The sequence below is a fragment of the Pseudomonas sp. Con_6 genome, assembly GCF_059379395.1.
Genome location: NZ_CM182011.1, coordinates 3,300,079 through 3,326,825 on the forward strand (window position 1 = coordinate 3,300,079; position 26,747 = coordinate 3,326,825).

Sequence of the window (26,747 nt, forward strand, 5' to 3'; positions counted from 1 at the left end):
ACCGCATGCACCGCGAAATCTGTGGGAGCGGGCGTTGCCCGCGATGAGGACGGTATGACCAGACCTTTCGTCCGAAGTTGTCCATACCCATCTGAACCCGACCTGTCCCAGCACTCTCCCTATCTCAGGACGTACAGGTTCCGACGGCATGCGGTCATGTTCGGGCTCAATGGTGCAAACGCTTGCAAATAGCATTTATCCATTGGATTCCGGAGCCGGGCAGGTTCTGACTTGGACGGCCATCCTTGTCATCCGGAGGGTTGAATCATGCCAATGCACGGAGTGTGCGATCTTGAACTGCGACAACTGATCGAGGGTGCGTTCCTGCCCGACCATTGTCAGGTGAGCTGCGGCGACGGCCTGTCGTTGACCCTGCATTTCCCAGCCGACGCCCGGCGCGCGGCGATGACCGTGAGCGATATCCAGCTCGGCACGCTGCCGGATTGCCGGGCGCTCGCCGATCTGGTGGCCCGGGTACGCCAGCAGCGTGAGCAGCAGCATCCCATGCCGCACCTGATGACCGGCCGCTGAAGCCTTACTGAAGTTCCAGACGCAGCTGCAAGCTGCCGTCATGACACTGCCGGGACGATTGCACGATGCCCCGGCAGGTGTGTCCGCGCCAGGTGAACACCAGCGTATGCGCATGCTCCAGCCGCGGCGGCAGGGGCGGTGTGACCTGCAACTGCACGCCAGGCTTGCCATTGATATTCAAGGCTTCCAGTTGCACCTGGCACTCGGCGCTCTGGGTCGAGACGCCGAACAGGGTGTCGCGGGTGAAATCGATCTGCAGGGGCTGCGGGCGAGGGGCGATAGCCGCGGGCATGGGGATTCACCTCCTTTTGAACGATCAGATGCGGGCTGATGGAGGTTAGACCACGCCGTCAGTTTTTTTCTTCAAAAGATTTCAGCCAGCGTCCATGGGCGCGAAACCGCGCCATACCCCGTTTTGACGATGTGCCTCCGGCCCGCCCGCCGTATACCTGAGCGGGTTATTTCCCCTGGAGGCATTCGCAGTGAGACAAGCACCCCCCTATGTACCCGGTCACCAGTTGCTGGCCGGCAAGTCGGTCCTGATCACCGCTGCGGCCGGTGCCGGCATTGGCTATTCGGCGGCCCGGCGCAGTGCCGAGGAAGGTTGCCGGGCGCTGATGATCTCCGACATCCACCCGCGCCGCCTGGAAGAGGCGGTCGAGCGGCTGAAGGCGGAGACCGGTTTGAACGCTATCCACGGCCAACTGTGCAACGTCACCGTTGAACAAGAGGTACAGGCCCTGGTGGCAGCCGCCGAGCAGAAACTCGGTGGCGTCGATGTGCTGGTCAACAACGCCGGTCTCGGTGGACAGAGGGCCGTGGTGGAGATGAGCGACGAGGAATGGTCGCGGGTCCTCGACGTGACCCTCACCGGCACGTTCCGCATGACCCGCGCCATGCTCCCGCACATGCAGCGTCGCGGCGCCGGCGCCATCATCAACAACGCTTCGGTGCTCGGCTGGCGGGCGCAGAAGGAACAGGCCCATTACGCCGCAGCCAAGGCCGGGGTGATGGCGCTGACCCGTTGCAGCGCCCTGGAAGCCGCCGAGCACGGCGTGCGCATCAATGCCGTGTCGCCTTCCATCGCCCTGCATGACTTCCTCAAGAAAGCCTCCAGCGAGGAGCTGCTGGCCAGCCTGGCCGGGCGCGAGGCCTTTGGCCGCGCCGCCGAAGTCTGGGAAGTGGCCAATGTGATGATGTTCCTTGCCAGTGACTATGCCTCCTACATGGTCGGCGAAGTGCTCTCCGTCAGCTCGCAACAGGCCTGAGGACTCGCCCATGAACCATGTCTTCAGCAGCGCCCGGGCCCTGCTCGATGCCGAGGGGCTGGACCTCGGCCACACCGACTGGCTGCCGGTCAGCCAGGAACGCATCGACCTGTTCGCCGAAGCCACAGGCGATCACCAGTGGATTCACGTCGACCCCGAGCGCGCCGCCAGTGGCCCGTTCGGCGCGTGCATCGCCCACGGCTACCTGACCCAGTCCCTGGCCAACCTCTTTCTGCCGCAACTGATGGCTCTGGAAAACATGGCCATGGGCGTCAACTACGGCTCTGACAGGGTGCGCTTTCCAGCGCCGGTGCGGGTCGGATCGCGGGTGCGCGGGCACGGCGTGATCCTGCGCGTCGAGGAAATCGGCGAAGCAGTACAGGCCGTGGTCCGCGTCAGCGTCGAGATCGAGGGCGAAAGCCGCCCGGGCTGTGTGATCGACACCATCAGCCGCTACACCTTCAATCCCCTTTGAGTGAATAGTCATGAATGAAGTCGTAATCGTCTCGACGGCGCGCACCGCGCTGGCCAAGTCCTTCCGCGGATCCTTCAACGATACCGAGGCCCCGGTGCTCGGCGGCCATGTGGTGCGCGCTGTGGTCGAGCGCGCCGGGATCGAGGCTGCAGCGGTGGAAGACGTGATCATGGGCGCCGCTGTGCAGCAGGGCACTCAGGCCTACAACATCGGTCGGCTCTGCGCCTATACCGGCGGCCTGCCGGACAGCGTGCCGGGCATGGCCCTGGACCGCATGTGCGCCTCGGGCCTGATGAGCATCGGCGTGGCGGCGAAGAACATCCTCGCCGGCGAGATGAGCATCGCCATCGGTGGTGGAGTGGAGTCGCTGTCGCTGACCCAGACCAGGCACAAGAACACCTACCGCGCCCAGTCGCAGGCGGTGCTGGAAGTGATGCCGACGGCCTATATCCCGATGCTGGAGACTGCCGAGATCGTCTCGCGGCGCTACGGCATCAGCCGCGCCGCCCAGGATGAATACAGCCTGCAGAGCCAGCAGCGCACGGCGGCGGCGCAGCGGGCCGGGCTGTTCGACGAGGAGATCGTGCCGATCGAGGTCGAGCGCCTGCTGTTCGACAAGGACGGCCAGCCTGCCGGCCATGAGCGGGTGCGGGTCGAGCGTGACGAGTGCAACCGGCCCAGCACCCGTCTGGAGGATCTGGAGGCGCTCAAGCCGGTGTGGAAGGACGGCAAGTGGGTGGAGCAGGGCGAGTTCATCACTGCCGGCAATGCCTCGCAGTTTTCCGATGGCGCGGCGGCCTGCCTGCTGATGAGCCGGGAGGAGGCCCGGCGCCGCGGGCTGACGCCGCTGGGGATCTACCGCGGGATTGTCGTGGGTGGTTGCGCGCCGGAGGAAATGGGCATCGGTCCGGTGGTGGCTGTGCCCAAATTGCTTGCGCGGCATGGCCTGCGGGTCAGTGATATTGGTCTGTGGGAGATCAACGAGGCATTCGCCTGCCAGGTCCTGCATTGCCGGGATGCCCTGGAGATTGCGCCGGAGCGGTTGAACGTCAATGGCGGGGCCATTGCCATCGGGCACCCGTTCGGAATGTCCGGGGCGCGGATGGTCGGCCATGCACTGCTGGAAGGGCGGCGGCGCGGGGTGAGGTTCGTCGTGGTCGCGATGTGCATTGGCGGCGGGATGGGCGCGGCGGGGTTGTTCGAACTGCCTTAGAGCAGTTGCAAGTTTCAAGCTGCAAGTGGCAAGAAAGAGCTGTCCGCGGCGCCGCTGCTTTAGCTTGTAGCTTGAGGCTTGCAGCTAACCCATTTGGACGATGCCCGCCATGACCACCCGGTCGGATGATCCTCCGACAACCAAGAACAAGAGGATCACCCGATGAAGCCTGCACCGTGCCTGCGTCACTCGCCCGGGAGCCCGTCATGCGCAATCTGATCGGCTACCTCATGAGCGCCATCGTCATCGCTGCTGTGGCCTTCGCCTTCGCCCCCCGCCAACCGCCGGCCCTGGCCGCCACCGAGATCAACGCCGACCGGGTCCAGGTCAACGCCTTGCTTGCCGATGGCCCGCAACTGCTCGGCGTCGGCGAACGTGGCACCATCCTGCGCAGCGAGGACGGTGGTCTGACCTGGCAGGCCAGCCAGGTCGCCGGCGGACGCGCCGCAACACTGACCGCTGTCACCGCCCTCGGCCCCGGCCTGCTGGTGGCGGTCGGGCACGACGGCTGGATCCTGCGCTCCACCGATGGCGGCCTGAACTGGCAGGAAATCCGTTACGACGCCGAACTCGGCGAACCGCTGCTAGGCGTGTGGAGCGGCGATGGCCGGCACGTGGTCGCCTACGGCAGCTATGGCAAGTACCTGGAATCCAGCGACGCCGGCGAACACTGGACGGCCCGGGAAATGCCCGGCGACGGCGCCCATTTCAATGGCCTGGACGGCGGCAGCGATGGCCGCCAGATGCTGGTCGGCGAACAGGGCCTGGTGCTGCGCTCCAGCGATGGCGGTCAGCACTGGCAAAGCCTTGATCCCTTCTACAACGGCTCGCTGTTCGGCGTGGTCCGCCTGTCTGCCGAGCGCTGGCTGGCTTACGGCATGCGCGGGCACGTGTTCATTACCCGCGATTTCGGTGACAGCTGGCAGCGCGTCGACGTCGGCAGCAATCAGCCGATCTACGGCCATGCGTTGCTGCCGGGCAACCAGGGTCTGGTGCTGGTCGGTGCCGGCAGCCGCCTGATCCGCCTCGATGCCAGTGGCGCGGTGCAGGACCGCTCGCAGCGCCAGGGCCTTGGCACCCTGACCTCCGCCGTAGTGCTCGGTGCCCGGCACCTGCTGGTCGCCGGCGAACGCGGCGTCTATCAGGGCAGCGACGCCGGGGCCCTTGCCGCTGCCCGCTGAAGCCTGCTATCACGCCGCACGTCACCACCATAACAACAATGATGCGGGCGCCGGCAGGCCGGGCCCGCGGGGGACTGACCATGCACACCACGATGCCCAACGCCCGGGTCCTGGAAGAGATGGGGCTGGCGCTGGCTGATTATGAACACCTGATTGGCACCATCTACGAAGCTGCGCTGGACACGCGGCGCATGACCGAGGCCCTGCAGCAGCTGCGGGCGCTGTTCCAGGCCAACTTCGTGACCCTGATCCTGCGAGTGGCCGACGAGCCCTTCCTCTCGCCGATGATGGTCGCCGGGGATATCGAGCTGGGTGAGGGCGGAGTCAATCACTACGCCTACTACGCCAAGTCGACGCTGTTCGACAAGCTGCCCACGGACCGGGTCTTCACCATCGACGACCTGATGAGCGAGGCCGAATGGCTGAATTCGTCGTTCTACCTGCTGTACTGCGAGCCCTACGGCTGCCATCAGATGCTCGGTGTCGATATCAGCATGCCCGACGGCGGTGTGCTGCGCCTGCGCATCAACCGCCAGCGCGAGCAGGCGCGCTTCGCCGAGGCCGAGCGGGCCATGTGCGCGATGCTCATGCCACACCTGCGCCGGGCGCTGCACATGCATTCGCTGCTGGACCGCAGCGAGTCCCTGGGCAGCCTCTACAGCCAGACCATCAGCCGCCTGGCGGTGGCCACCATCGTTCTCGACGAGAGCGGCAGCGTGCTGCAGCTCAACCCTGTGGCGCGGGAAATCCTCGACAGCAACGACGGCCTCAAGCTAGTGGGCGGGCGTCTCGAAGCCACCTATCCCAGCGACAACCGCGAGCTCAGTCGCCTGGTGCGCAACGCCTTCACCCGGGCGCGACAGGGCGAGGGCGACAGCGTGGGCGCCGAGGCCATGTCGGTGTCGCGGCCCTCCGGGCAGGTCAACCTGGGGGTAGTGGTGGAACTGATACCGTCCCAGGAACTGCTCGACGGCAAGGGCAAGCCGACGGTGATGGTCTATGTCCGCGATGCGGTGGGCAAATCCTTGGTGAGCAACGTGGTGACCTCGCAGCTCTACCACCTCACCCCGGCAGAAACCGCGCTGGCCCTGGAGCTTGCCAACGGTCTGTCGCTGGAGGAAGCCTCGGAGCTGCTGAACATCCGCCGCAACACGGCGCGGGCACACCTGCGGTCGATCTTCTCCAAGACCGGCGTGCGCCGACAGACCGAACTGGTGCGGATCATGCTCAACAGCGTGGTCGCCCTCGGCCAGGCGGGCTCCTTGCCGCTGCCGGCGAGCGCGGCGGGCGGGTAAAAATGCGTTAGTCCGCACGGACGATGCTGCCGGTTCCAGCCCCTGCCGATACTGGGCTCCCGCTATCGGTAATCCAAGGAGAACAACAATGACCGGCAGTATCCTGGCCCCCCGTTGCCTGACCGCGTGGACGCGCCGCGCCACCCTGGCGGCAGCCCTGGGCAGCGTCTTTATCGTCACGGCCCAGGCCGCCCCTGAAGACGTAGCGCGCCTTGGCAGCGAACTCACCTGCCTCGGCGCGGACAAGAGTGGCAACGCTGACGGCAGCATCCCCCCGTACTCGGGCAAGTGGCTGGGCGTGCCGCCCCAGGTTGACTTCAAGGGCACCGGCAACCATCCGGTCGATCCGTACCCGGACGAAAAACCGCTGTTCGTGATCACCGCGAGCAACCTGGCGCAGTACGCCGACCAGCTCTCCGACGGGCAGAAAGCCCTGTTCAAGCTGTACCCGGCCACCTTCCGGATGCCGATCTACCCCAGCCACCGCGACTTCCGCTACAACGACGCGGTGTGCCAGGCGACCAAGGAAAATGCCGCCATCGCCAAGCTGGTGGACGACGGCGAAGGGGTGGTCGGCAAGACCGGTGGCACGCCGTTCCCGGTGCCGCGCAGCGGCCTGGAATTGCTGAAGAACGCCTCGACCTTCACCTTGCGGGCCTGGACCGAGGAGTACATCTCCGATAACGCCTACGTGCTCAAGGACGGCAACATCAACTGGGGCCGCGTGCACTCGCGCAACCTGGCGCCGGCGCTGGAGCCGGGCAAGATCGGCGACACTACCGGCAACTCCTCCTTCTACCTCAACGAGACCCTGCTGCCGCAGCGCGACAAGGGCGAGATCAACACCGGCACCGAGTTCTGGAACGACAAGACCGAGCCGCGCCAGGCCTGGCGCTACGACCCGGGCACCCGTCGTGTGCGGCAGTCGCCGGGCTACGGCTTCGATATGTCGTTCCCGGGTAGCGGCGGTTCCATCACCGTCGACGAGGTGCGCCTGTTCAACGGTTCCGGCCAGCGCTACGACTGGAAGATCGTCGGCAAGCGCGAGATGTACATCCCCTACAACGCCTACCGTCTGCACTCGCCAAACCTGAAGTACGCCGAGCTGCTGACACCGGGGCATATCAACCCCGAGGCCATGCGCTATGAGAAGCACCGCGTCTGGGAGCTGGAAGGTACGCTCAAGCCCGGTTATCGCCACCTGTACGGCAAGCGCAAGCTGTACATCGATGAAGACACCTGGTTCCCGATGCTGGCCGACAACTACGACAACCGTGGCGAGCTGTGGCGTACCTCGATGGTCAATTACTACTACGCCTACGAGACCCAGGGCCAGCAGGCCGGGGTAGGGCTGTACCACGACCTCAATGCCGGCAGCTACCTGGCGTTCAACCTGATCAACGAGCAGCGCAATGGCTACCAGTTGAACAAGCCCGGCTTCAGTCCGAAGGACTTCGGGCCTGAGGCCGCTCGGCGGTTCGGCCAGTAAGGAACCTGTGGGGGGGCACCGGCCTAGTCCAAATGAAGGATGAAGACCGTGCCCTTCCTGCCCAATCATGCCCTCCATGAATTCCCCCCTTTTTCTTGGGGACTAGCCGAGGAACAACAACAAAATGACCAAACTCGCAGAAATCTCCCTCGACAGCGCCCAGCGCACCCATCGCTATGCCCGTGGCTGGCACTGCCTGGGGGATGCGGCCGACTACCGTGACGGCAAGCTGCACACCCTGAACATCTTCGGCACCCGCCTGGTGGCCTTCGCCACCAGCGAAGGCGCCATCAGCATCCTCGACGCCTACTGCCCGCACATGGGCGCCGACCTGTCCCAGGGCACCATCGAGAACGACCGCGTGGTCTGTCCGTTCCACCACTGGAAATACGACACCGTCGGCAAGTGCGTGGAAATCCCGTACTGCAAGCGCATCCCGCCGAAAGCCAAGACCCGTGCCTGGCTGACCTGCGAGGAAAACAACCTGCTGTTCATCTGGAACAACCCGCAAGGCCAGCCGCCGAAGGCAGGCGTGGTCATCCCGCACCTCGATGTGATGGACAGCGACGAGTGGATCCACGAGTGGAACATCGACACCATGCTGATCGAAACCAACCCGCGGGAGCTGGTCGACAACCTGGTGGATGCCCAGCATTTCGGCCCGGTGCATGGCACCCCGACCAAGTTCTTCTCGAACATCTTCGAAGGCCATATCGGTCACCAGATCTTCCACGGCGACTCCGAGCGCCTGGGCGGCGACCTGATCGCCGAATCGGCCTACTACGGCCCGGCGACCCACTTCACCCACCTGAGCTCGATGTTCGGTGACGTGCGCATCCACGCCATCCTGCTCAACAGCCACGTGCCGGTGGGGCCGAACAGCTTCGAGCTGCGTTTCGGCTGCATGGTCAAGCGCGTGCCGGAGTGGAGCGAGGAGCAGAACCGCGAGGTGGCCAGGGCCTACGTCCAGAGCAACCGGGATTCGTTCTACCAGGACGTGGATATCTGGAAGCACAAGATCCGCATCGACAAGCCGGTGCTGGCCGAGAACGACGGGCCGGTGTACCAGTTGCGCGAGTGGTACGAGCAGTTCTTCACCGATGAAGAGCAGGTGCCGGCGAGCATGGCTGAGCGGCGTGAATTCGTGACTGTCGACGAGCGCTGATCCCCAGCAGCCAACCCGCATCAGGAGAAAGCCGACAATGAAAACAAAAAGCCTGCTTGCCTATTGCATTCCTCTGTTGATCCTCGTGTCCGTGGTGCTGACGGTGCTGCTTTCGGTGCCGGCGGAGCCGCTGAGTATCAAGGCCTGCCGGCAGTTGCCGGGGTGTGTGGCGGTGGTACCGGCGTTTCAGGGCTGGCCGAGCATGCGCTGAGCACAGTTCTCAATCATGACGCGGACCTTGTGGGAGCGGGTCCGCGTCGTTGCTGATTGCTGGGTTACTGACCGCCACCAGATCCGGTGCCAGCTCCCGTGCCGGTGCCCGAACTGCCCGTACCGGAGCCACCCATCCCGCGACCTTCGCCGCCCATGCCGGTTCCTGCGCCAGGGGCTGAGCCGGTGCCTGATCCACCGGTACCGGATCCGCCCATACCGGAACCACTGCTGCCGGTTCCGTTACGCTCGGTGCCGGGTTCCGACCCGGTGCCATTCATCAACGTTTCCGGCCGTTTGCTGCGGTCGGTTCCATCCGTGGTCGCGCCTCCCTGGCGCCCCGGATCACTGCCCTGCATGCGCGGATCGGTGCTGCCCGGCGCGGGAATTTCCGGGGGCACGCCCGAACCCATGCCAGGCGTGGTCGGGTTGGGATTGGTCGGCCCGGTGTCGGCAAGTGCATGGCCACCCAGCAGTGCGCTGAACACCAGGGCGGCAAGCGCTGTACGCTTCATGGTCAAACTCCTTTTTCGCGTGAGATACCTGTCATTGGGCCGCACCTGCCCGGGCAGGTGCGATCAGGTTCTCTCCCGCGGCGACCAATGGCGCTTCGCTATATCCCTATTCCCGCCCACGCATGAAGAAGCCCGCCACGTACTTGCGGAAGGTGTCCAGGCTCTTGAAGTCGGCATAACGGCGGAAGTTCTCCACCTCCGGCTCCGGACCCTGCGGCTGCTCGGTCAATGACACCGAGAGCACCCGGTCCTGGTCCGAACTCAGCACCAGCTCGTCCATCACCTGGCCACCGATCACCGGGCGGCGCATGGTCACCCGCACGCCCTTGCTGGCCATCCAGTCGATCAGCGACACCAGCATCTTCAGCGGTTCCCGTTCCTCGTCGCGATACACCGGGAACAGGTGCCCGCGAGACAGCACCGGCACGCTGGCGACATGGATCAGTTCGTAGAAATGGCTGCCGGCGCTGGCCGGCGAGTAGATGGCCAGGGCCAGCAGCGGGCCCGGGGTGCGGCTGCCGCCCCAGAGCAGATGGTGACCCTGGAAGTCGAAGCCGTCCTCGCTGCGTTCGTTGAATACCTTGCGCCCCTTGATCTGGCTGACGCAGTCCAGCAGCAGGCCATGGCGGCGGTGGTTGCCGAATACCGTGGACTCCCGCAGGCGCGCCTTGAGCATCATCATGTGCTTCATGTCCAGGCGGGTTTCCAGGTAGTTGCTGGCCGGTACCCGCTCCATCAGCGGATAGCGCCCGGCAACGCCGCGCAACTCGGCGAACTGCGCGGTCAGGTCCTTCTTCAGGTGGGTGGCATAGACGTTGAGGCCGCTGGCCTCGATCCAGGTCAGCAGCAGCGAGAGCAGGCGATGCTGTTCGCGCTTGTCGCCGCTGCCGTTGCCCGATGCATTTTCCTCACTGGCACGGCGGAAATCGCCGATCAGGCGCAGCGGCGCATCCGGGGCGAGCCAGGCGGCGGGCGGGATGTCCTGGCTGTCCTGCTCGCCGGCGTCGCGCTCGTCCTTGATGAAGGGACAGTCGGCAGCGTGCTCGGCGGTACCGGGGTTGTTCTTCAGGAACAGGGTGCCGGTGTGGCTGTTGAGGGTGACGTTGAGCACCGGCATGGCCTTGGCCTGGCAGTCGCAAGCGAGCCAGTGGCCGGCGGCGCGGACCTTCATCAGCAGCTGGTTGGCCTGCAGCAACCGCGGGCCTTCCAGGGTGCCGCGGTTGAAACCGCGCAGCAGGTCGTCTTCGGCGGGGGTGAGGCTGCGCACCAGGGCGGCGTTCTTTTCGATGATTCGCATGGATGTCCTTAAGAGGCTGCTTCGCAGCCATCGCTGGCAAGCCAGCGATGGACCGCAACATTACCTCAATTTACGCCGATCAACCGCCGAACAGCTTCGCCGCCCGCGCGCGGATCTCTTCGACCGACAGGTCTTCCTTGTGCGTGGAGATGAACCACAGGTTGCCGAACGGATCCTTCACCGAGCCGCTGCGGTCGCCATAGAACTGGTCCTGCACGGCGCTGACCTCGGTGGCCCCGGCCTTGAGCGCCTGGGCATGGCGGGCATCGACGTCCTCGACGTACAGGTGCAGGCCCACCGAAACACCGGGCTGCGACTGGCTGGCCACCAGGGAGGCCTGGTCGCAAGGTTCGGCGAGCATGATCGAGGAGTCGCCGATCTTCAGTTCGGCATGGCCGATGCGGCCGTCAGGGCCTTCGAGACGGAACAGCTCTACCGCGCCAAAGGCCGCTTTGTAGAAATCGATGGCCTTGTGGGCGTCCTTGATGCCCAGGTAGGGGGTGATGCTGTGTGCACCTTCGGGGATGGGTTTTGCTGCCATTTGCATGTTCCTCCTGTAACGAGCCAACGGACAATCCCGGCGCGATGCGTCGGGCGTAGACCTGTATATTTGTACAGGAATGACGAATGCGCAAATCGAATTGCGCATTCGCTGGACAGGCGGGCATCGGCAGGGCCCGAACGGCGCTTCAGAAGATGTAGTCGGTGGTCAGGAAGCTCGATTCGCGGTTGCGGATGATGTCGCTGATCAGTTCCTTGTTGGCTTCCTGGAAGCGTGTGGCCACCAGGGTGCGGATGGAGAAGGTGCGCAGCGCGTCATGCACCGACAGGGTGCCTTCGGCAGAGTTCTTGCGGCCATTGAACGGGAAAGTGTCGGGACCGCGCTGGCATTGCGCGTTGATATTGATGCGTCCGACCTGGTTGGCGAAGGTGTCCACCAGCAGCCCGATGTCCTTGGAGTTGGTGCCGAACAGGCTGAGCTGCTGGCCGAAGTCGGAATCCAGCACATAGTCGATTACCGTCTGCAGGTCGCGGTACGGCACCACCGGCACCAGCGGGCCGAACTGTTCCTCATGGTAGACGCGCATCGCCGGGTTCACCGGGTAGAGCAGGGCGGGGTAGAAGAACGAGCCGCGGCTCTGCCCGCCGCCTGGGTTGAGCACCTTGGCGCCATGGCCCAGGGCATCGTCCACCAGGCCGTTGAGGTAGTCGATCTTGCCTGGCTCCGGTAGCGGCGTCAGGCCGACGCCCGGGGTCCAGGGCATGCCCGGCTTGAGCGCGGCCAGCCTGGTCTGGAATTTCTCCAGGAAGGCGTCCACCACCTGCTCATGGACGAACAGGATCTTCAGCGCTGTGCAGCGCTGGCCGTTGAACGACAGTGCGCCGGTAATCGCCTCGTTGACCGCGTTGTCCAGGTCCACCTCGGGCAGCACGATGCCGGGGTTCTTCGCGTCCAGGCCAAGGGCAGCGCGCAGGCGGTGCGGGCGCGGATGAAGTTTTTTCAGGTCGCTGGCGGCCTTGTTGGTGCCGATGAAAGCGAACACGTCGACCTTGCCGCTGGCCATCAGCGCGCTGACGGTCTCGCGGCCACGGCCATAGATAACGTTGATCACCCCGGCCGGGAAGCTGTCGCGGAACGCTTCCAGCAGTGGACGAATCAGCAGCACGCCGAACTTGGCCGGCTTGAACACCACGGTGTTGCCCATGATCAGCGCCGGGATCAGGGTGGTGAAGGTCTCGTTCAGCGGGTAGTTGTAGGGACCCATGCACAGCGCCACGCCCAGCGGTGCGCGGCGGATCTGGCCGAGGGTGTCCTGTTCCAGCTCGAAGCGGCTGGAGCGGCGATCGAGCTCCTTGAGCGCGCCGATGGTGTCGACGATGTAGTCGCAGGTGCGGTCGAATTCCTTTTCGGCGTCCTTGAGATTCTTGCCGATCTCCCACATCAGCAGCTTGACCACGGCTTCGCGCTGCTGGCGCATGCGCCCGAGAAAGCCCTCGACATGACGGATGCGTTCGGCCACGCGCATGGTCGGCCAGGCACCGCGGCCCTTGTCGTAGGCATGCACGGCGGCATCCAGGGCAGTCAGGGCGGTGTCGGCATCCAGCAGCGGCGCGCTGCCCAGCACCACCTGCTGCTCGCTGCCGTCCGCCTGTTTCAGCCAGACCGGACTGCGCACCGTGGCCAGCGGGCCATGCCAATGGCGCAGTTCGCCATTCACCAGGTAGTCGCGCTGCTCCAGCGGTGCGCCCAGGCGATACGCCTCAGGGATTTCTTCGGCAGTGGGAAACAGCGAATCCAGCAAACGATCCATGGCACGACACCTCTTTTTCTTTGAATGGGTGAAACGTTTCAGTCGAGCATAACGCCGGCCGATAAAAAAAAGCCAGCCTGCCTCAATATTGTTTTGCCATCGCCGATAGCCTTAAAAACGGACGCAAGCAGCCGGCGTATGACGACAAGAATCCTTGCCCTGCAACACCCCCCTCGCCACTTCCCCACCCGCGTGCGCTCCACCGCTTATCGTCTGTTGCCCATCGGTTTCGCCGTGATCGGCATCGGCCTGTCCGTTGCCCTCGGCCGGCTCGATGTGCAGCGCGAGGAAAGTGAGTTGATCGCCACCGCGAGCATGCGCCTGTCGGGCATTCGCGCCGGGCTGGAGGCACAGATGCGCTCGGCCTTCGGTGAGACCGAAGGGATCGCCCAGTTGCTCAGTGCCGATGGTGACATCTCTACGACGCATTTCCATGACATGGCACGTCAGGCCATGGAGTCGGTGTCCTATATCCGCCATATCTCCCTGGCGCCCAACGACGTGATCGCCGATGTCTATCCACTGGACCGCAACCAGAGCGTACTGGGTCTCGACTACCGCGTGCTGCCGTCCCAGTATCCGTTGGTGCGCCGGGCCCGGGACAGCCAGGAAGCAGTGCTGGCCGGTCCGGTGCAGCTGTACCAGGGTGGCGATGCGCTGATCTATCGGCGGCCGGTATTTCTCAAGGGCCACAAGGGGGTACGCCTGTACTGGGGCAATGTTTCGGTGGTGGCGGACATTGGCAGCCTGTTGCGCGCCGCCGGGGTCGTCGAGGATTCGACCTTCCGCCTGGCCTTGCGCGGCGGCGATGGCGAGGGCGCGGCGGGGGCGATGATCTGGGGCGAGGCGGCGCTGTTCGAGGATTCCGCCGTGACCCTCAATGTCGACGTGCCAGGTGGCACCTGGCAACTGGCGGCGGTGCCGCGTGAGGGCTGGTCGTCGATGAGCCTGTTCGGCTCGCCGCTGTTCCTCTTCGCGCTCTGCACCACGGGCCTGTTCAGCATTTTCGTCGCCCAGTTGAACCGCAGTAACCGGCTGATCAACCAGCGCAACGCCGAGCTCAAGCATTCCCAGGCCCAATTGGAGCGTCTGGCCCATTACGATGCCATCACCGGATTGCCCAACCGGGTGTTGTTCCTGCGTCGCCTGGAACAGGCGCTGCAGACGCCACGTCCGCAGATGGCCGTGCTATTGCTGGATATCGACGGCTTCAAGCAGGTCAACGACAGCCTGGGTCATGCCCTTGGCGACCTGCTCCTTGAGCAGGCCGCCCAGCGCCTCGGTGCGGGTATCGGCCTGGACGACACGGTCTGCCGTCTGGGGGGCGACGAGTTCGCTTTTATTCTCACCCGCGCCGAGAACCTGGACTACGTGGCCAAGGTGGTAGATGGCCTGCTGCGTGCCTTGCAGCGGCCGTTCGACCTGAAGGGCAATGCCGCCCTGGTCAGTGGCAGCATCGGCATTGCTCTGTGTCCCGACCACGGAGACAGCAGCGAAAGCCTGATGCGCCACGCCGACACTGCGATGTATGCGGCCAAGGAAAGCGGGCGCAACGCCTGGCGCCTGTACCACGGCGACATGACCGCGCGCCTGCAACAGCGCCTGGGCATGGAGCGGGCCCTGCGCCGGGCCCTTGAGCAGCAGGAGTTCGAACTCTGGTACCAGCCGCGCATCGACCTGTTCAGTGGTCGCGTCGAAGGCGCCGAAGCGCTGTTGCGCTGGCGCGATCCGCAGCACGGGCTGGTTTCGCCAGGGGACTTCATTCCCCTGGCCGAGCGCACCGGGCTGATCATCCCGTTGGGTGAGCAGGTGCTGGAGCTGGTATGCAGGCAGGTTCGCCAGTGGCGTGACCGGGAAATGCTCCCCGGTCCGATCGCCATCAACGTTGCAGCCTTGCAGATCGAGCGCAGCGACTACGTCGGCAGCCTGACCGCAGCGCTGCAGCGGCATGGCCTGGAACCGTCGTTACTGGAGGTGGAAATCACCGAGAGCCTGCTGATGGAAAGCCAGCAACATGCCTGTGAAGTCCTTGCACAGTTGCAGGCCCTGGGCGTGGCGACGGCGGTAGACGACTTCGGCACCGGCTACTCGTCGCTGGCTTACCTCAAGGCCCTGCCGATCAACCACCTGAAGATCGACCGGGCTTTCATCAAGGATCTGCCCCAAGGTGAAAATGATGTGGCGATCACCCGGGCGATCATCGACCTGGGACACGCTCTGGGCTATCGGATCACTGCCGAGGGCATCGAGACCCATGCCCAGCATCAGTTCTTGCGCAATGCCGGCTGCGACCATGGCCAGGGTTACCTGATCGGTCGGCCGATGCCGGCGGAGCGTTTCGAGCATTGGCTGGCGGGGGAGCGTTTCACTGCCGTGCAATATTGATCTGGCCCAGTGAAGAGGGGCAGATCCCGATGCCTGTGGGGGCGGATGAGCCCGCTCCCACACGGCTTTTCCATCACCACTGGATCTGGGTGCCCTCAGCGATACTGCGGGTCAGGTCGTCCAGCAGCCGCTGGCGCTCGCGTTCCAGTTGCCGACGCAAGTGGTTGGCTTCGTTGAGGTAGTCGCCCTCACTGAGTGTGTGCTCGGCATCCAGCAGTTGTGCGTTGGCCTGTTCCTGCAACTGCTCGAACTGAGCGTGGTAGCGCTGTTCCAGGTGGCGGCTCCAGAACGCTACGACCGGTTCGCCATCGGGCCCTTCGGACAGAATCGCATCGCGTCCGATGGCCGTGGTGCCGTCGATCAGCCGCAACTGGCTGCGAATCGCGCTGGTCCATTCGCCACTCAGGTGCAGCGCCTCTGCTTCGGCGCTCTCCAGGTTGAGCTGTTCGCTGGCGGTCGGGCTGATGCGCAGACGCAGATGCGGATCGTTGGCCAGGCGTTGCAGGGTCAGGACACGCAGGGCTTCGAATTGTTGCGGCGTGACCTGTGGCAAGCGTGCCAGCAACGCCTCGTCAAGGGCCTGGCAGCGTGCGCTGTTCACGGCCACTCGCAGGTAGTGTTCGGTCTTCAGGCGCGGGGTGGCGAAGGGCTCCGGCGCCTGCAGGTCGGCACTCAGCTCGAAGCGCAGCAGCTTGCTGGCATCGAAACGCAGTGCTGAGGCCCGGGCCCGCGGACTCGACTCCAGCCAATGCAGCATGAACCACAGGCGCCGCCGGGTGGTTTGCGGCGCGGCCTCATACATCGGTTCGTCGGCAATGCTGCGCAGGTCGCGACGGTACTGCACGGGCAACTGACGGCTCAGACGCTCCCAGCAGGCCAGGGTTGAGGGCTCGGCATTGAGCATCAGGGTGGTGTAGTCGTCCTCGGCCACCATCAGGTCGATGCCTGTGGCGTTGTAATGCGCCTCGATCCGACTTAGCGTTTCTGCATCCAGCGTATTGTGTTCCAGGCTCAGCGCCCGTTGTGCCGAGGGGGGCAGTGTGCGCTCCAGGGCGACCGGCAAGCGGGTGATCTGGTTCGACGACAGGTCCAGGTGTTCCAGATGCTGCATGCCCGCCAGGTCTTCAGGCATGTGCCGTAGCGAGGTGTCGAACAGGCTGACTTCGCGAAGGTTGGGGGCATCGCTGAGGCGCGGCGGGGTTTGCAGCGGATTGCCGGACAGGTTCAGGTGATCCAGGTCCGGGTACTGCGCCAGGGCTTCCTGGGAGATGGACGACCAGGTGATGTTGTTGTCGGTCAGTTCCAGAATCCGCAATTGCGATCCCAGGCCCGCGGGAAGATGGCGCAGCTCCAGGGCGCTGGCCCAGAGCGTTTGTAAGGGCGGCAATTGCTGGATCAACAGGTGCGGGATGTTACGCAGTGGGTTGGCACTCAGGTTCAGCGCTTGCACATGGGCGAAATCCCCGCCCAGGTGCGGCAGGCTGTCGAAGTCGTGGTCTTCGAGCCCGATCGCGGAAAGGTCCAGTTCTGCCGGATTCTCCAGGTTGCGTTGCCAACTGCGCAGCAGGCGATCCCGCGCCACCGCGCGCAGCGGAAGCTGGTCGGCCCATTGGCCGAGGGTGGTGCGCAGGTATTCGTACTGCTGTTCGAGCCCGCGCAGTTCGACATGAGGCTGCAGGCCGGCGTCGTTCCAGGCTTGCACGGCCTCGCGTGCCTGGGCATCGCTGGCCCGCGGGTACAGGCGCCGATAGCGCGCCAGCAGCGGGTTGGCCACGGTGCTACGCGGCGCATAATGGGCTGGTGGTGGAGGTGGTGTATCGAAGCCGCCAAGCAGGCGCCCGTCGTCATGCCAGCTTTCGCGCACGGCGGACCAGACCCAACTGCGGATATGCCCGGGGTGCGCCAGGGCGTGTTCGACGATGCGGTCTTTCAGATTGGCCATGTCGCTGCCCAGCTCCGGCACCACCTGCCGTATCGCCTCGAACAGGTCGCTGACCGTTGCCTGGACCTCTTCGCCGAGCACGGCGCGGTAGCCGTCCGCCACCTTGAGGATCAGCCGGGAATCCCCGGCGAAGCGATCGCCAGCCCGTTCACGCAAGGGCCCCGAGCGATCGCCGACGCGCAGCTCGAGCGCGCATTCGCTCGGCCAGCCTGGCTGCCGGGGCAGGCTGAGCAACGCCAGGCGCTCGCTGTCCGGACCGCAGCGCTGTGGGCGGTAGAGGCCTTCCAGAGCATTCTCCAGCGGATCGTCGGCCACAGTGCCGGCGCGCAACCGCTGCAGGGTCTGCAGCAGGCGCGGCGGTGTGGGGGCGTGCGTGAGGTAAACGTCCAGCAATGCATCGCGGTCGACGCCACTGATGCGGCTGGCGAGTTCCAGCTCCGCGTCGCTGTAGTCCGCCACCTTGGCGCCCAGGCGCCGCAGCAGGGCCTGGCGCGACCACTCCAGCGGGTATTCGTGGCTGCCATGCCAGGCGCCGTCGCCGTTGGTTTCCAGGTTCGGGCGCAGCGCCGCCGGATCGTCGGGGTGCGCGATGCTCCAGCGCTGACCGTCCGCATGTGGCTGTACGGCGACATGGCCCTCGCCGATCGGGGCATAGTGGCGTTCGCCGGCCACCAGCAAGCCGGGTTCGATGTGCCGGGCTTGGGCCGGCGGTTCGACATGATAGGGCTTGAGGTCGCCATTCCACAGGCGCGTGCTGCCGTCCGGACGCACCACTTCGATCAGCTTCGTGCCGATCTTGCCGGCGTAGTGCAGGGCTACGCCTGTCGCCACGGCAGTGCCGATATCCACCGCCACAGCCTTGGCGTGATCCAATGCGCCGTCGATGTCGCCTTGTTCCCAGGCCTCGACCCCTTCGTAGACCTCACGGAGGATCTGGGCAGCAAAGACCATCATCATCAGACCGCTTGCCGCCGGGATGAAAAAGGCCGCGACCCCGAGCAGGTCCAGTCCCAGGGACTCCCAGTACTGCAGGCGGCGCTGGCGCGCGGCTTCGTCGACATCGGCGCTGGGCACTGCGAGGTGGCGGGCTTCGTTGAGCAGGCGACGATGATGACGGTCCTGCAGGTAGCCAAACAACTCGTCCTCGATGACGGACTCGTGCCAGTGCAGGTCGGTGTACGCCGGGGCTTTCCAGGGGCGGTCGCGATCGGTTGCCAGGGTCTGCCCGGTCAGGTTGCGCTGCACGACACTGGCGAAGTGCTCGACGTGGTCTTGCTGGATATAGCCGAAAAAGCGCCGGCGCAGGTCGGGCTCGCACAACAGGCGCAAGACCGCGCCCTGGCACTCGGCGAGGGTGGCATGCCGGCTCAGGGCCTGGGGCATGCCGGGCAGGTAGAGGAACACCGCCTGGGCGTCAGCTTCGCTGCGCATCAGGAAGGCATCGAGGACATCCACTGCGAACAGGCTCAGGCGTGTGCAGTGCGGAGGGCGGCAAGTCGCGGGGTCGTCCAGCAGACGCTGCACGGGCGGGTAGTCGTCAAGGCCGCGCATGCGCGCGACCAGCAGGTCCAGTTGCAGTTGCTCGCGACGGCTGCAGATCGACAGGCTGCGGACCAGCGGGCGGCCAAATATGCTGTCCAGATGCTCCTGATAGCGCTGGCCGAGGTCGAGGTCATGGCATTGCTCAGCGAACTGCGCGGCGGTGAAGGGCAGGCGGTTGAAGTGGTAGCGTGTCCAGCCATTGATCGTACTGGTGGTCATCGGACCATCGATCGCCACGGTTTCCGGCTGCAGTTCCGGGTCCTTCTCGAAATTCTGCAGCGCGGCCTGCAGCAATGGCTCGATGCTGTGGGTGAGCTCGGTGGCCATCGATGTCCAGCTCCAGTCCCGGCTGAAACGCACGAAATGGGTTTTGCGCAGGTCATCACAGCGCATGCCATAGCGCTGGTGCAGACGCTCTATCAGCAGCGGCTCGGCAAAATCGGCCGCGTTGCGAAGATCGGCCGTGGCCCGGGCCAGGGCGAAGGACAGGTTGCGGTTGCGTTGCTGGCTCTGACGCAAGGCTTCTTGCAGCGACGGGTGGGCAGCATGTAGCCAGGAGCAGTTGCTGTAGTTTTCCTGGTGCTGGATACGGGCGATCTGTCCGGGCTTTAGATCACCGAGCCAGCGCGGCAGGCGTTCCTGGACCAGCAAGTCGTGGGCGGAGGGAGAAGGGGTCGATGACATTCGGTTGCACTCCATGTGAGGGAGTGCAAGGACATCGTGTCCCGCAGCTGCTGCGGTGGCACATAGTTATCCCGGGTCGGGGCTATAGTTACAAACGCCCATGAACTTGCCGAGGAGCGCGACCATGGCCTTGATCAGTCGCGAAGTCTGGTGGTACGAGCCGCCCAAACCAGGGCAGACCGAAGCGGATCTGCACTGGGGATTCCTGGAAGTCTACAGCGGCGGAGAGACACGTTTCGTCGACCAGCGGCCCACCGACCAGCAGATGGCGGAGCGCAAGAGCTGCCGGAATTTTCCAGCGCAGGATGAGTAGTCGCAGGCTTGCCTGCGACTACCACCGGGTGGCGGCCGGCGTTGCCCGCGATAGCGTCCGCCCGGCCAACGCGCCATAGCCGATCCGCTGTACCCCCGGCAGGCGCTGCTCCAGCAGTTCCATCAAGGATTCTCCTCGCTCCAGATAGGCATCGCCGAAGTCCGCGCACCCCAGCGCGCTGGGATGCACCACCACTTCCAGTACTCCGGCCTGCGGCGCTAACCCGTCACGCAGGTCCACCGGGGTGCACACATGGTTCGCACAGCTCCCGGCCAATTGGCGCAGGCGCCGGTTCAACAAGGTCTTGAACGCCCGCTTGCCGGTGCCGATATTGCGCCCCAGATTGCGTGCCAATCGTACCGGCACCCCTTCCCGTGCAGCGAAGCGGGCGACAATCTCGCCAATCGGCCAGACATTGTGCACATGCTGGTGCGAGTCCAGATGGCTGGGCAGCAAGCCCAGGCTCAGGCAGTGCTGCCACTGCGCGGCCAGTTCCAGCTCCACCGCCTGGCGTGTGCGTCGGCTCAGCCACAGGCACTTGCGCGACAGACTGAACTCGAACTCGCCGGCTTCGTTGCACAACGCCGGCTCTTCGAGAACTGCCTCGCTCAATGGGCGGCCATGGCTGAGGTTGAAATGCAGTCCGACCCGCCCGCGCAGCAGCGGTTGCTGCCGGGCCAGGGCGCAGGCGTTGCGGAACGCCGGCATGTTGGCCATGGCCGTGGCCGAGCTGATCAGGCCGCTCTGAAAGGCCCGCAGGATCACCGCGTTGGTGGGCTCGTTGAGGCCGAAATCATCGGCGTTGACTATGACCTTGAGGGACATTGCGCGGCTCCTGCAAGAGGGGGGCGAGGGGCGACCCGGGTGGGTGCCGGGGCCTTGGCCGGCGGCAGCCAGGGCCGCACGCGTCGCCACAGGCGCAGGGCCAGGCCCAGGCACAGGCCGGACAGGCGCCAACTGTAGAAACTGTGGCGCAAATGCTCGACCTGGCCGGTCATGCGCTCATGCAACTGATGGCTGGAGTTTTCAAGGCTGACCCGCGAGGCGTCGATCCACTGCCAGCCATCGTCCAGCCCCCAGTCGATCCACTCCTGCAGCAACGCCCGACCGCTGCCGAGTTCGGCGTGGGCCGGCAGGAACGCCAGGTTGTAGTCGTAGAGCCGGCCCCGTTCCAGCAGGCCGAGGCGGTAGCTGATGCATTCGCCGTCCAGCTCCAGTACCACCAGGCGCAGGCGGTTCTCGGCGGCGAGGCCGGTCATGGCCTGGAACATCCAGGCCCGCGAGTGTGGCGTGCTGAAGATGCCGACACCGTCGTCGCCTTTCCAGCTGGCGTCCTCTACAGCGGCGATGCGTTGCAGCCATTCAGCGATATTGTCGGCATCCGCGACCACCCGGCGTACCTGCGCGCCACAGGCGGCGATGCGTTTGCGGGCGCGGCGCAGCTTGTAACGCGGGTCGCCACTGACTTCCTGGCGGTCGGCGATGCTCAGCCAGTGCACGGGCACGTTGCAGGCGCGGCGGCATTCGTGGGTCGAACTGCGCCAGCCCCAGTGCCGTAGCCAGGGCTCATCGGCGGTGACTTCGTTGAGTTGCAGCAGGGCGTGGGGCAGGTGCCGGCGGATCTCTCGCAGCACCAGCGGCGCATCCTGCTCGGCCAGGTCGATCAACAGGCCGACCCGGTCGCTCAACGGCCAGCCAAGGTGACGCAGCACCACAAAGCCCGGCAGCCCGGTGCGCAGCGGCATGCGCAGCAGTGGCAGGCACAGGCACAGGCGCTCGCCGTCATGGCCGAGCAGTACGTGAAGGCTTTGCCCGGGGCGCAACGCCGCTTCTGCGGCGCGCAGCCAGGCCAGGCCATTGAACGGCGTACTCTGCGGCAGGCGCTGGCGCAGTGCTTCGTACTCGCTCACGGGAAAGGCAGGGGTCGACAGCGAGGTCAACCAGCTCAAGCGCAGCCCCATCTCAGGCAGCCCCCACCGGCGTCGGCGCCACCGCCGGCTTGCGCAGCGCGGCCAGGCGCGAGCCCTCGTAGCGGCTCTGGCGGTAGAACTTCCAGCGCCCGAACAGGCAATAGACATGGGTGATCCGCCCCAGCTCGGTATAGCCCATGCGCAGGTGCAGCTTGAGCGCCGGGATATTGTGGCTTTCGCAGACGTCCACCACCTTGTCGCACCCTTGGGCGCGCATGGCCTTCCACAGGTCCAGCTGCAGGTCCACCGACAGCGTGGTGCCCCAGTAGGCACGGGTCAGCTCACCGCCGAACTCGAAGAACTCGCCGGGCTTGACCGGGAACCAGCAGCCGTAGAAGTGATGGTCGTGGTAGTCCTTCGGGCAGCCCCAGATGAATGCCACGACGTGGCCTTCGGGGTCGCGGTGGATGATCCCGGTGTGACCTTCCAGGACCATATCGCGCATGGTGTCGATGCGGTCTCCGAAGTGACGGGCGAAGGCATGCACGTTTTGCAGGGTGGTCAGCTCGCTGTGGGTCGGCGGGCTGGGCTTGAGGTTATGCGGGGGAACGGGGCTGACCAGGTCGCGCTCCATCCAGAGCAGTTCCCAGTGGAAGAACACGTAGCGCCGGAAGGCGGTGTTCAGGGTCGCGCGCAGTCCTTTGTGCCGGAGGTGGTTTTGCAGCTGGGTCAGTACACGCATGATTGCCTCCTGGATCGGGCAAGGCGGGTGGTCCGGCGCGTCGGGTTCATGACGCGCTCCAGCTCAGGGCGAACAGGGTTCGTCCCGGCAACTCGAAGCCGAACTGCCCGCCGCGACAGGCCAGGTCGGCCTTGCGTGGCTGGAGATCGGGTCCGAAGAAGGTCAATTCGGGTCGTGCCGGGCATTGCCGGGCACCGGCAGCGAAACGCACCTGCTGGCGGCGTTCGCTCTTGTTCACGCCCAGCAGGCTGCGCTGCGGGCCGCGGGCCATGGCCAGGGCGTCGAGTTCGAAGGCGTCGTTGTCCAGTTGCACGACTTCGTCCAGCCAGTGCTGTTGGATGAACTGCTGGGCCAGGCCCACCGGTTTGAGCACGAACTCCCGTGGGCCAGGCACCTGCAGCATGCCTTTGGGGTATTCCGGCTCGTCGGCGGCCTGGAACCAGTTGAGCATGTCCAGCAGACCGTCGGCGCTGGCATTGATCGCCACCGAGGCCCACCACAGGGCACCGTCGAAGCCGTTCTGCTCGTACAGGCTGAGGGTGGAGCCGCTGGACAGGTTGGTCTGGTCCAGCAGCAGCGCCTTGCGTGGCCGACCGCGTTCGTTCAGGCCGACCAGGGCGGCGGCCTGGCGCACCTGGTCGCGGTAGACCCGGGTTGCCAGCAGGTCGCGAACCATCCACTCGTGCCAGGCCAGGGCGTCGACCCGCGGGCCGAATTCGTCCAGCAGGCGTTTCGCCCAGTCCAGGCCGCGGCGCTCGGCGCTGTGCTCGGCCAGCGGACCATTGACCAGCCGCGAACTGGCCGGCAGGGCAATGCGCACCCCGGCTTCGCGGGCGCCGGCATAGTCCTCGACCTGTTGCAGGCGTTGCGCGAAGAAGGTGCGGAAGTCTTCGTAGCGGGCGTAGTTGAGGTTGGGTTCGTCGGCGAAGGCGATGTAGTGCCGGCCCGCGCCGCCCAGTGCCACGCTGGCCGCCAGCCAGGCCTCGAGGCCCTGGCGGCTGGTGCTGTCGTCGCTGAGGTCGGCGCGCCGGCCCGTGGCGGCGAGCAGGGTGATGTCGTCGGCGATGCCGAAGCGTTTGCGGTACAGGCGGCGGAAGGCGTTTTCATACTCGGGCTGGCGTGCCAGCACATCGACGAAACTGTAGAACCCCGCCGCCTGCGGTCGCAGGGCATCGAGCACGGTATGGCTGGCAGGGGGCGGCAGCAGGTATGGCAGGTTGAGACCGAGTTTTGCGGTCGGGCCCAGGTGCCGGGTGCCGAGGCGCAGCTCGACCTGGCCGGGCTGTTCGTGCAGCGGTTGCAGGTCCTCGACCCGACGTGCGAACAGGTTGGCCGTGCCGTCGAGCCAGAACGCCGCTTTGCCGCGCCCCTGCAATTCAAGGCGCCACACCTGCGGCTGCTGGCTGACTGGCAGGGCCGTCTGTTCGTACTGCCAGTAGGCCGGGTGCGGCACCAGGGTCAGGCTCAGGCGCTTGCCGTCGGCGACGCGCACCGCGCTCAGCCCGCTGACGCCGCCATGGTACTTGCCGGCCAGCAGCGCTTCTTCGCCAGCGCCGACGCGGAAGTAGAAGACGCTGTCGGTCTCCACTTGCAGACTGAAATGCACCCGCGCCGGGGCGAATTGCGCTTGGGTACTGTCGCTGAAAGCCGGACGATAGCGGCGGAAGCTGTAGCCAGGAATCTCCAGGCGATAGCTGCCGTGCCCGCTGGACAGTGGCCATTGCTGCTGGCCGCGGACTTCCCGGGCGGCGATGTCGCGGCGGGCGGCGAGCCGGCCCTGGCCGTCCAGCAGGAACACCTGCTCCGGATTGGCCTGTGCCTGCCAGGCGCCGACCCAGTCCAGGCGCAGGGTATCGCTGCGACCCGGGGTCAGGTACAGGGCGCCATCGCGGATATCCGGCCAGCGCTGTTCGGCCGCGCCAGCCAGGCCGCTGAGCAGCAGGAGGGCAGGCAGCAGGGCCTTCATCCGGCGACCCTCCCGGGCAGCATGCGGCGCAGTGGCAGCAGGTCGGCAGGCAGGACGATCAGGGTGCGCCACCAGGCCACGCCGCTGAGCCGGCAGTACAGCACCAGCATGGCCAGGGTCACCACCAGGTAAGCGATGGATGAGGCCAGCGCCGCGCCGACGATGCCGTGACTCGGGATCAGCACGACATTGAGCAACAGGTTCAGCGCCGCGCCGACACCCATCATCAGCGATACGCTGCCGGGACGGTTCTTGCCCAGCAGGTCGAGGCGCAGGATGCTCGCGTAGCACAGGCCGAACAGCCCCGGCAGCAGCGCCAGCAGGGCCGGGTAGGCAGGCTGGTAGGCGGCGCCGAACAGGGTGACGATCAGCCATTCGCCGATCAGGGCCATGCCCAGGCAGGCGCCGAGCATCACCGTGGCGGTCAGGCGCAGGGCCAACGGCGTGATGTGTGCCATGCCTTCGTCTTGTTGCAGCAAGCGTTTCATCAGCGGCGTGGTCACCGCCTCGGGGACGATCAGCAGCAGTTCGGCGGCAGCGGTGGCCATGGCGTAATGGCCCAGCGCGGTACTGCCGAGCAGGGCGCCGATGAACAGGTAATCCGAGCGCAGGATCACCTGCTGGAACAGCAGGTCGGGATGGCTCTTGGCGCTGTAGGCCAGCAGTTCGCGCTGGCCGCTGCGGTCCCAGCACAGGCGCAGTTGCCGGCCACGGCGCAGCCACAGCAGGCCGAGCACCACCACCAGGCCCAGGCCCAGCAACCAACTGGCCAGGGCCGCGGACAGCGCGGCCTGCGGCCAGAGCAGATAGAACCCGAGGAACAGCACGAGTGGTACCAGCGACTCGCTCAGGCGCAGAGCATTGAAGGCGCCGACTCCGCCGGTGGCGTTGTGCAGAGTCAGCAGGCCGCTTTTCAGCACGCTCAGGGGCACGGCCAGTAACAGCAGCCAGGCCAGCAGGCCAAGCTGCTCGGTGACTTCCAGCTGGATGCCGAAACCGTGCAGCACGGCAAGGCAGGCCAGGGTCAGCAGGCCGGCCAGCAGGCAGCCGTAGACCAGCACCTGGGTCAGCAGCAGACCAAGGTTGCGCTGCTGCGCCGCCTGGTAGCCGATCGCACTGTTGAGGCCGCCGCTGGTGGCCGCAGCGATCAGGTCCGGCAGGCTGCTGAGCAAGGCGAACAGGCCACGCTCGCTAGGGCCCAGGAGACGGGCCAGAAGCACGTTGCGCAGCAGGCGCAGGGCAATCATTGCCAGCTTGGTGCCCATGCTCAGGGCCAGGTGGCGCAGGTAGTGTCCGCGGCTCATGGATTGCCTCCACGACTGATGCGCCAGGCCAGCAGCGAGGGCCGGCTGGCGTTGCGCTGGCTGACGCCGATGCGTGGCAGCGCCAGCGGGTCATCGCTGCTCTGGCAGAGCCCGGCGCGGGTGCTCAGGGCCCAGGGGTAACGGTGCGCGGCGAGACGCTGGCGCACCCGCAGGTCATGGTCGCCGTTAGGGTAGCAGTACACCGGTAGCGGGTTGCGGCAGCCTGCAGCCAGGGCGTGGTGGCTACGGCTGATCTCGTCTTCCAGGCGATGGTCGTCGAGGCCCGGGAGCAGGGCGTGGCTAGCGCCGTGGGGACCGAAGCTGATCAGCCCGGAGTCTTCCAGCTGGCGCACCTGGTGCCAGTCCAGGGCCTGGGGCAGCGATTCTGCCGGGCAAGCGTCGGTCAGCAGGTGCAGGGCCTGTGGGGCCAGGCTCTTCAGGCTTTGCAGGTAATGCGCCAGGGCCAGGCTACGGGCTCGCGGTGCGTCGTGCATGAAGTAGGCGGCGGGCAGCGGACGACCGACCCGGCGCAGTTTTTCGATCATTTGGTGCCGTGCCGGCTCGCCATGACTGCCCCACAGGGTCTCGCCGAGGCTTTCCCACCAGAAGCGCTGGCGGCTGCCGATGAAGTCGGTGGAGAGGAAGATGCTTGCCGGCATCTCGTAGCGTTGCAGCAGCGGGAAGGCGTGCAGGGCGTTGTCGCGCCAGCCGTCGTCGAAGGTCAGCGCCACCCGCGGCCGCTTGCCGCTGCCATGGCCTTGCAGCAGGTCCAGCAGCGGCAGGCAGTCGAAGTGTTGGCGCAGCCAGCGCAGCAGGCGCTCGAAGGCTTGCGGACCGACGCACAGCTCGTTGCGGTGTGGCAGGGCGGCGGCGCGGTCATCTGGCAGCACCCGGTGCAGCATGAGGATCAGCCCGGCGCCGCGCAACTGGCGACGCCCGGTCGGGGAGTTGAGGTAGACCCAGCCACGGGCGCGCTTGATGGAGGTCTTGATCGGCATGGTCCTGGCC

Annotated in this window: 23 protein-coding genes; 11 read left to right on the plus strand and 12 right to left on the minus strand. The window is 65.8% G+C overall.

From position 1 onward, the window contains the following. Nucleotides 1-267 precede the first annotated feature (267 nt). The gene (locus AC5QPF_RS14745) at nt 268-531 is read left to right on the plus strand and encodes a DUF1652 domain-containing protein (protein WP_494963921.1); all 264 of its coding nucleotides are present in this window, start codon (nt 268-270) and stop codon (nt 529-531) included. A 4-nt stretch (nt 532-535) separates the two neighbouring features. On the opposite strand, the gene AC5QPF_RS14750 is transcribed toward AC5QPF_RS14745, so the two are convergent. Beyond that, nucleotides 536-823 carry a hypothetical protein gene (locus AC5QPF_RS14750; RefSeq protein ID WP_494963922.1) on the minus strand — a complete coding sequence of 96 codons (288 nt, stop codon included), beginning with the start codon at nt 821-823 and terminating at the stop codon, nt 536-538. A gap of 190 nt (nt 824-1,013) precedes the next feature. Here AC5QPF_RS14750 and AC5QPF_RS14755 point away from each other — a divergent pair, with 190 nt between their 5' ends. The 8 genes from AC5QPF_RS14755 (at nt 1,014) to AC5QPF_RS14790 (ending at nt 8,828) form a co-directional block, all read left to right on the plus strand. Further along, on the plus strand, nt 1,014-1,799 hold the full coding sequence (locus AC5QPF_RS14755) for an SDR family oxidoreductase (RefSeq protein ID WP_494963923.1): 786 nt from the start codon (nt 1,014-1,016) through the stop codon (nt 1,797-1,799). Between the two features lie 10 nt (nt 1,800-1,809). Beyond that, nucleotides 1,810-2,274, plus strand: a complete 465-nt coding sequence (locus tag AC5QPF_RS14760; RefSeq protein WP_494963924.1) for a MaoC/PaaZ C-terminal domain-containing protein — start codon at nt 1,810-1,812, stop codon at nt 2,272-2,274. 10 nt (nt 2,275-2,284) lie between these two features. Next, nucleotides 2,285-3,487 (plus strand): acetyl-CoA C-acyltransferase, encoded by a 1,203-nt coding sequence (locus AC5QPF_RS14765; protein WP_494963925.1) that lies wholly within the window; start codon nt 2,285-2,287, stop codon nt 3,485-3,487. A 206-nt stretch (nt 3,488-3,693) separates the two neighbouring features. Further along, entirely contained in the window at nt 3,694-4,668 is a 975-nt protein-coding gene (locus AC5QPF_RS14770; protein ID WP_494963926.1) for a YCF48-related protein, read from the plus strand. An 80-nt stretch (nt 4,669-4,748) separates the two neighbouring features. Continuing rightward, nucleotides 4,749-5,963 (plus strand): helix-turn-helix transcriptional regulator, encoded by a 1,215-nt coding sequence (locus AC5QPF_RS14775; RefSeq protein WP_494963927.1) that lies wholly within the window; start codon nt 4,749-4,751, stop codon nt 5,961-5,963. An 88-nt stretch (nt 5,964-6,051) separates the two neighbouring features. Next, on the plus strand, nt 6,052-7,452 hold the full coding sequence (locus tag AC5QPF_RS14780; protein ID WP_494963928.1) for a DUF1329 domain-containing protein: 1,401 nt from the start codon (nt 6,052-6,054) through the stop codon (nt 7,450-7,452). A 124-nt stretch (nt 7,453-7,576) separates the two neighbouring features. Continuing rightward, a complete protein-coding gene (locus AC5QPF_RS14785; RefSeq protein ID WP_494963929.1) occupies nt 7,577-8,617 on the plus strand; it encodes a Rieske 2Fe-2S domain-containing protein in 1,041 nt (346 codons plus the stop codon). A gap of 37 nt (nt 8,618-8,654) precedes the next feature. Further along, entirely contained in the window at nt 8,655-8,828 is a 174-nt protein-coding gene (locus AC5QPF_RS14790) for a hypothetical protein (protein ID WP_494963930.1), read from the plus strand. Between the two features lie 64 nt (nt 8,829-8,892). Here AC5QPF_RS14790 and AC5QPF_RS14795 read toward each other — a convergent pair whose 3' ends face one another. The 4 genes from AC5QPF_RS14795 to AC5QPF_RS14810 form a co-directional block, all read right to left on the minus strand. Beyond that, complete coding sequence (locus AC5QPF_RS14795; protein ID WP_494963931.1) at nt 8,893-9,342, minus strand: hypothetical protein; 450 nt, start codon at nt 9,340-9,342, stop codon at nt 8,893-8,895. A gap of 106 nt (nt 9,343-9,448) precedes the next feature. Continuing rightward, a complete protein-coding gene (locus AC5QPF_RS14800) occupies nt 9,449-10,639 on the minus strand; it encodes a DUF8534 domain-containing protein (RefSeq protein WP_494963932.1) in 1,191 nt (396 codons plus the stop codon). A gap of 79 nt (nt 10,640-10,718) precedes the next feature. Continuing rightward, nucleotides 10,719-11,180, minus strand: coding sequence for a VOC family protein (locus AC5QPF_RS14805; protein ID WP_494963933.1), 462 nt, complete (start codon nt 11,178-11,180; stop codon nt 10,719-10,721). A gap of 148 nt (nt 11,181-11,328) precedes the next feature. Further along, nucleotides 11,329-12,951: an aldehyde dehydrogenase family protein gene (locus AC5QPF_RS14810; RefSeq protein WP_494963934.1), complete on the minus strand. Its 1,623-nt coding sequence runs from the start codon at nt 12,949-12,951 to the stop codon at nt 11,329-11,331. Nucleotides 12,952-13,089: 138 nt separating this feature from the next. Here AC5QPF_RS14810 and AC5QPF_RS14815 point away from each other — a divergent pair, with 138 nt between their 5' ends. Further along, nucleotides 13,090-15,336 (plus strand): EAL domain-containing protein, encoded by a 2,247-nt coding sequence (locus AC5QPF_RS14815; RefSeq protein WP_494963935.1) that lies wholly within the window; start codon nt 13,090-13,092, stop codon nt 15,334-15,336. A 73-nt stretch (nt 15,337-15,409) separates the two neighbouring features. On the opposite strand, the gene AC5QPF_RS14820 is transcribed toward AC5QPF_RS14815, so the two are convergent. Then, nucleotides 15,410-19,504 (minus strand): dermonecrotic toxin domain-containing protein, encoded by a 4,095-nt coding sequence (locus tag AC5QPF_RS14820; protein WP_494963936.1) that lies wholly within the window; start codon nt 19,502-19,504, stop codon nt 15,410-15,412. Between the two features lie 124 nt (nt 19,505-19,628). Here AC5QPF_RS14820 and AC5QPF_RS14825 point away from each other — a divergent pair, with 124 nt between their 5' ends. Further along, the gene (locus AC5QPF_RS14825) at nt 19,629-19,817 is read left to right on the plus strand and encodes a hypothetical protein (protein WP_494963937.1); all 189 of its coding nucleotides are present in this window, start codon (nt 19,629-19,631) and stop codon (nt 19,815-19,817) included. 18 nt (nt 19,818-19,835) lie between these two features. Here AC5QPF_RS14825 and AC5QPF_RS14830 read toward each other — a convergent pair whose 3' ends face one another. The 6 genes from AC5QPF_RS14830 to AC5QPF_RS14855 are packed head-to-tail and all read right to left on the minus strand — an operon-like array spanning nt 19,836 to nt 26,737. Beyond that, nucleotides 19,836-20,642 carry a ChbG/HpnK family deacetylase gene (locus AC5QPF_RS14830; RefSeq protein WP_494963938.1) on the minus strand — a complete coding sequence of 269 codons (807 nt, stop codon included), beginning with the start codon at nt 20,640-20,642 and terminating at the stop codon, nt 19,836-19,838. Beyond that, complete coding sequence (locus AC5QPF_RS14835; RefSeq protein ID WP_494963939.1) at nt 20,624-21,778, minus strand: GNAT family N-acetyltransferase; 1,155 nt, start codon at nt 21,776-21,778, stop codon at nt 20,624-20,626. The genes AC5QPF_RS14830 and AC5QPF_RS14835 overlap by 19 nt, the downstream gene beginning before the upstream one ends. A 1-nt stretch (nt 21,779) precedes the next feature. Next, nucleotides 21,780-22,469: a GNAT family N-acetyltransferase gene (locus AC5QPF_RS14840; protein ID WP_494963940.1), complete on the minus strand. Its 690-nt coding sequence runs from the start codon at nt 22,467-22,469 to the stop codon at nt 21,780-21,782. Between the two features lie 46 nt (nt 22,470-22,515). Further along, the gene (locus AC5QPF_RS14845) at nt 22,516-24,435 is read right to left on the minus strand and encodes a hypothetical protein (RefSeq protein ID WP_494963941.1); all 1,920 of its coding nucleotides are present in this window, start codon (nt 24,433-24,435) and stop codon (nt 22,516-22,518) included. Beyond that, on the minus strand, nt 24,432-25,739 hold the full coding sequence (locus tag AC5QPF_RS14850) for an oligosaccharide flippase family protein (RefSeq protein WP_494963942.1): 1,308 nt from the start codon (nt 25,737-25,739) through the stop codon (nt 24,432-24,434). Before AC5QPF_RS14850 ends, AC5QPF_RS14845 begins: the two co-directional genes overlap by 4 nt. Further along, nucleotides 25,736-26,737, minus strand: a complete 1,002-nt coding sequence (locus tag AC5QPF_RS14855; protein ID WP_494963943.1) for a polysaccharide deacetylase family protein — start codon at nt 26,735-26,737, stop codon at nt 25,736-25,738. The genes AC5QPF_RS14850 and AC5QPF_RS14855 overlap by 4 nt, the downstream gene beginning before the upstream one ends. Nucleotides 26,738-26,747 lie beyond the last annotated feature (10 nt).

Bases quoted from the DNA above. Each gene is read 5' to 3' on its own strand.
- AC5QPF_RS14780 (WP_494963928.1), top strand. From the start codon at position 6,052: ATGACCGGCAGTATCCTGGCCCCCCGTTGCCTGACCGCGTGGACGCGC.
- AC5QPF_RS14835 (WP_494963939.1), bottom strand. From the start codon at position 21,778: ATGGGGCTGCGCTTGAGCTGGTTGACCTCGCTGTCGACCCCTGCCTTT.
- AC5QPF_RS14775 (WP_494963927.1), top strand. From the start codon at position 4,749: ATGCACACCACGATGCCCAACGCCCGGGTCCTGGAAGAGATGGGGCTG.
- AC5QPF_RS14840 (WP_494963940.1), bottom strand. From the start codon at position 22,469: ATGCGTGTACTGACCCAGCTGCAAAACCACCTCCGGCACAAAGGACTG.
- AC5QPF_RS14830 (WP_494963938.1), bottom strand. From the start codon at position 20,642: ATGTCCCTCAAGGTCATAGTCAACGCCGATGATTTCGGCCTCAACGAG.
- AC5QPF_RS14790 (WP_494963930.1), top strand. From the start codon at position 8,655: ATGAAAACAAAAAGCCTGCTTGCCTATTGCATTCCTCTGTTGATCCTC.
- AC5QPF_RS14845 (WP_494963941.1), bottom strand. From the start codon at position 24,435: ATGAAGGCCCTGCTGCCTGCCCTCCTGCTGCTCAGCGGCCTGGCTGGC.
- AC5QPF_RS14820 (WP_494963936.1), bottom strand. From the start codon at position 19,504: ATGTCATCGACCCCTTCTCCCTCCGCCCACGACTTGCTGGTCCAGGAA.
- AC5QPF_RS14785 (WP_494963929.1), top strand. From the start codon at position 7,577: ATGACCAAACTCGCAGAAATCTCCCTCGACAGCGCCCAGCGCACCCAT.
- AC5QPF_RS14815 (WP_494963935.1), top strand. From the start codon at position 13,090: ATGACGACAAGAATCCTTGCCCTGCAACACCCCCCTCGCCACTTCCCC.
- AC5QPF_RS14825 (WP_494963937.1), top strand. From the start codon at position 19,629: ATGGCCTTGATCAGTCGCGAAGTCTGGTGGTACGAGCCGCCCAAACCA.
- AC5QPF_RS14760 (WP_494963924.1), top strand. From the start codon at position 1,810: ATGAACCATGTCTTCAGCAGCGCCCGGGCCCTGCTCGATGCCGAGGGG.
- AC5QPF_RS14750 (WP_494963922.1), bottom strand. From the start codon at position 823: ATGCCCGCGGCTATCGCCCCTCGCCCGCAGCCCCTGCAGATCGATTTC.
- AC5QPF_RS14800 (WP_494963932.1), bottom strand. From the start codon at position 10,639: ATGCGAATCATCGAAAAGAACGCCGCCCTGGTGCGCAGCCTCACCCCC.
- AC5QPF_RS14850 (WP_494963942.1), bottom strand. From the start codon at position 25,739: ATGAGCCGCGGACACTACCTGCGCCACCTGGCCCTGAGCATGGGCACC.
- AC5QPF_RS14805 (WP_494963933.1), bottom strand. From the start codon at position 11,180: ATGGCAGCAAAACCCATCCCCGAAGGTGCACACAGCATCACCCCCTAC.
- AC5QPF_RS14770 (WP_494963926.1), top strand. From the start codon at position 3,694: ATGCGCAATCTGATCGGCTACCTCATGAGCGCCATCGTCATCGCTGCT.
- AC5QPF_RS14745 (WP_494963921.1), top strand. From the start codon at position 268: ATGCCAATGCACGGAGTGTGCGATCTTGAACTGCGACAACTGATCGAG.
- AC5QPF_RS14810 (WP_494963934.1), bottom strand. From the start codon at position 12,951: ATGGATCGTTTGCTGGATTCGCTGTTTCCCACTGCCGAAGAAATCCCT.
- AC5QPF_RS14765 (WP_494963925.1), top strand. From the start codon at position 2,285: ATGAATGAAGTCGTAATCGTCTCGACGGCGCGCACCGCGCTGGCCAAG.
- AC5QPF_RS14795 (WP_494963931.1), bottom strand. From the start codon at position 9,342: ATGAAGCGTACAGCGCTTGCCGCCCTGGTGTTCAGCGCACTGCTGGGT.
- AC5QPF_RS14855 (WP_494963943.1), bottom strand. From the start codon at position 26,737: ATGCCGATCAAGACCTCCATCAAGCGCGCCCGTGGCTGGGTCTACCTC.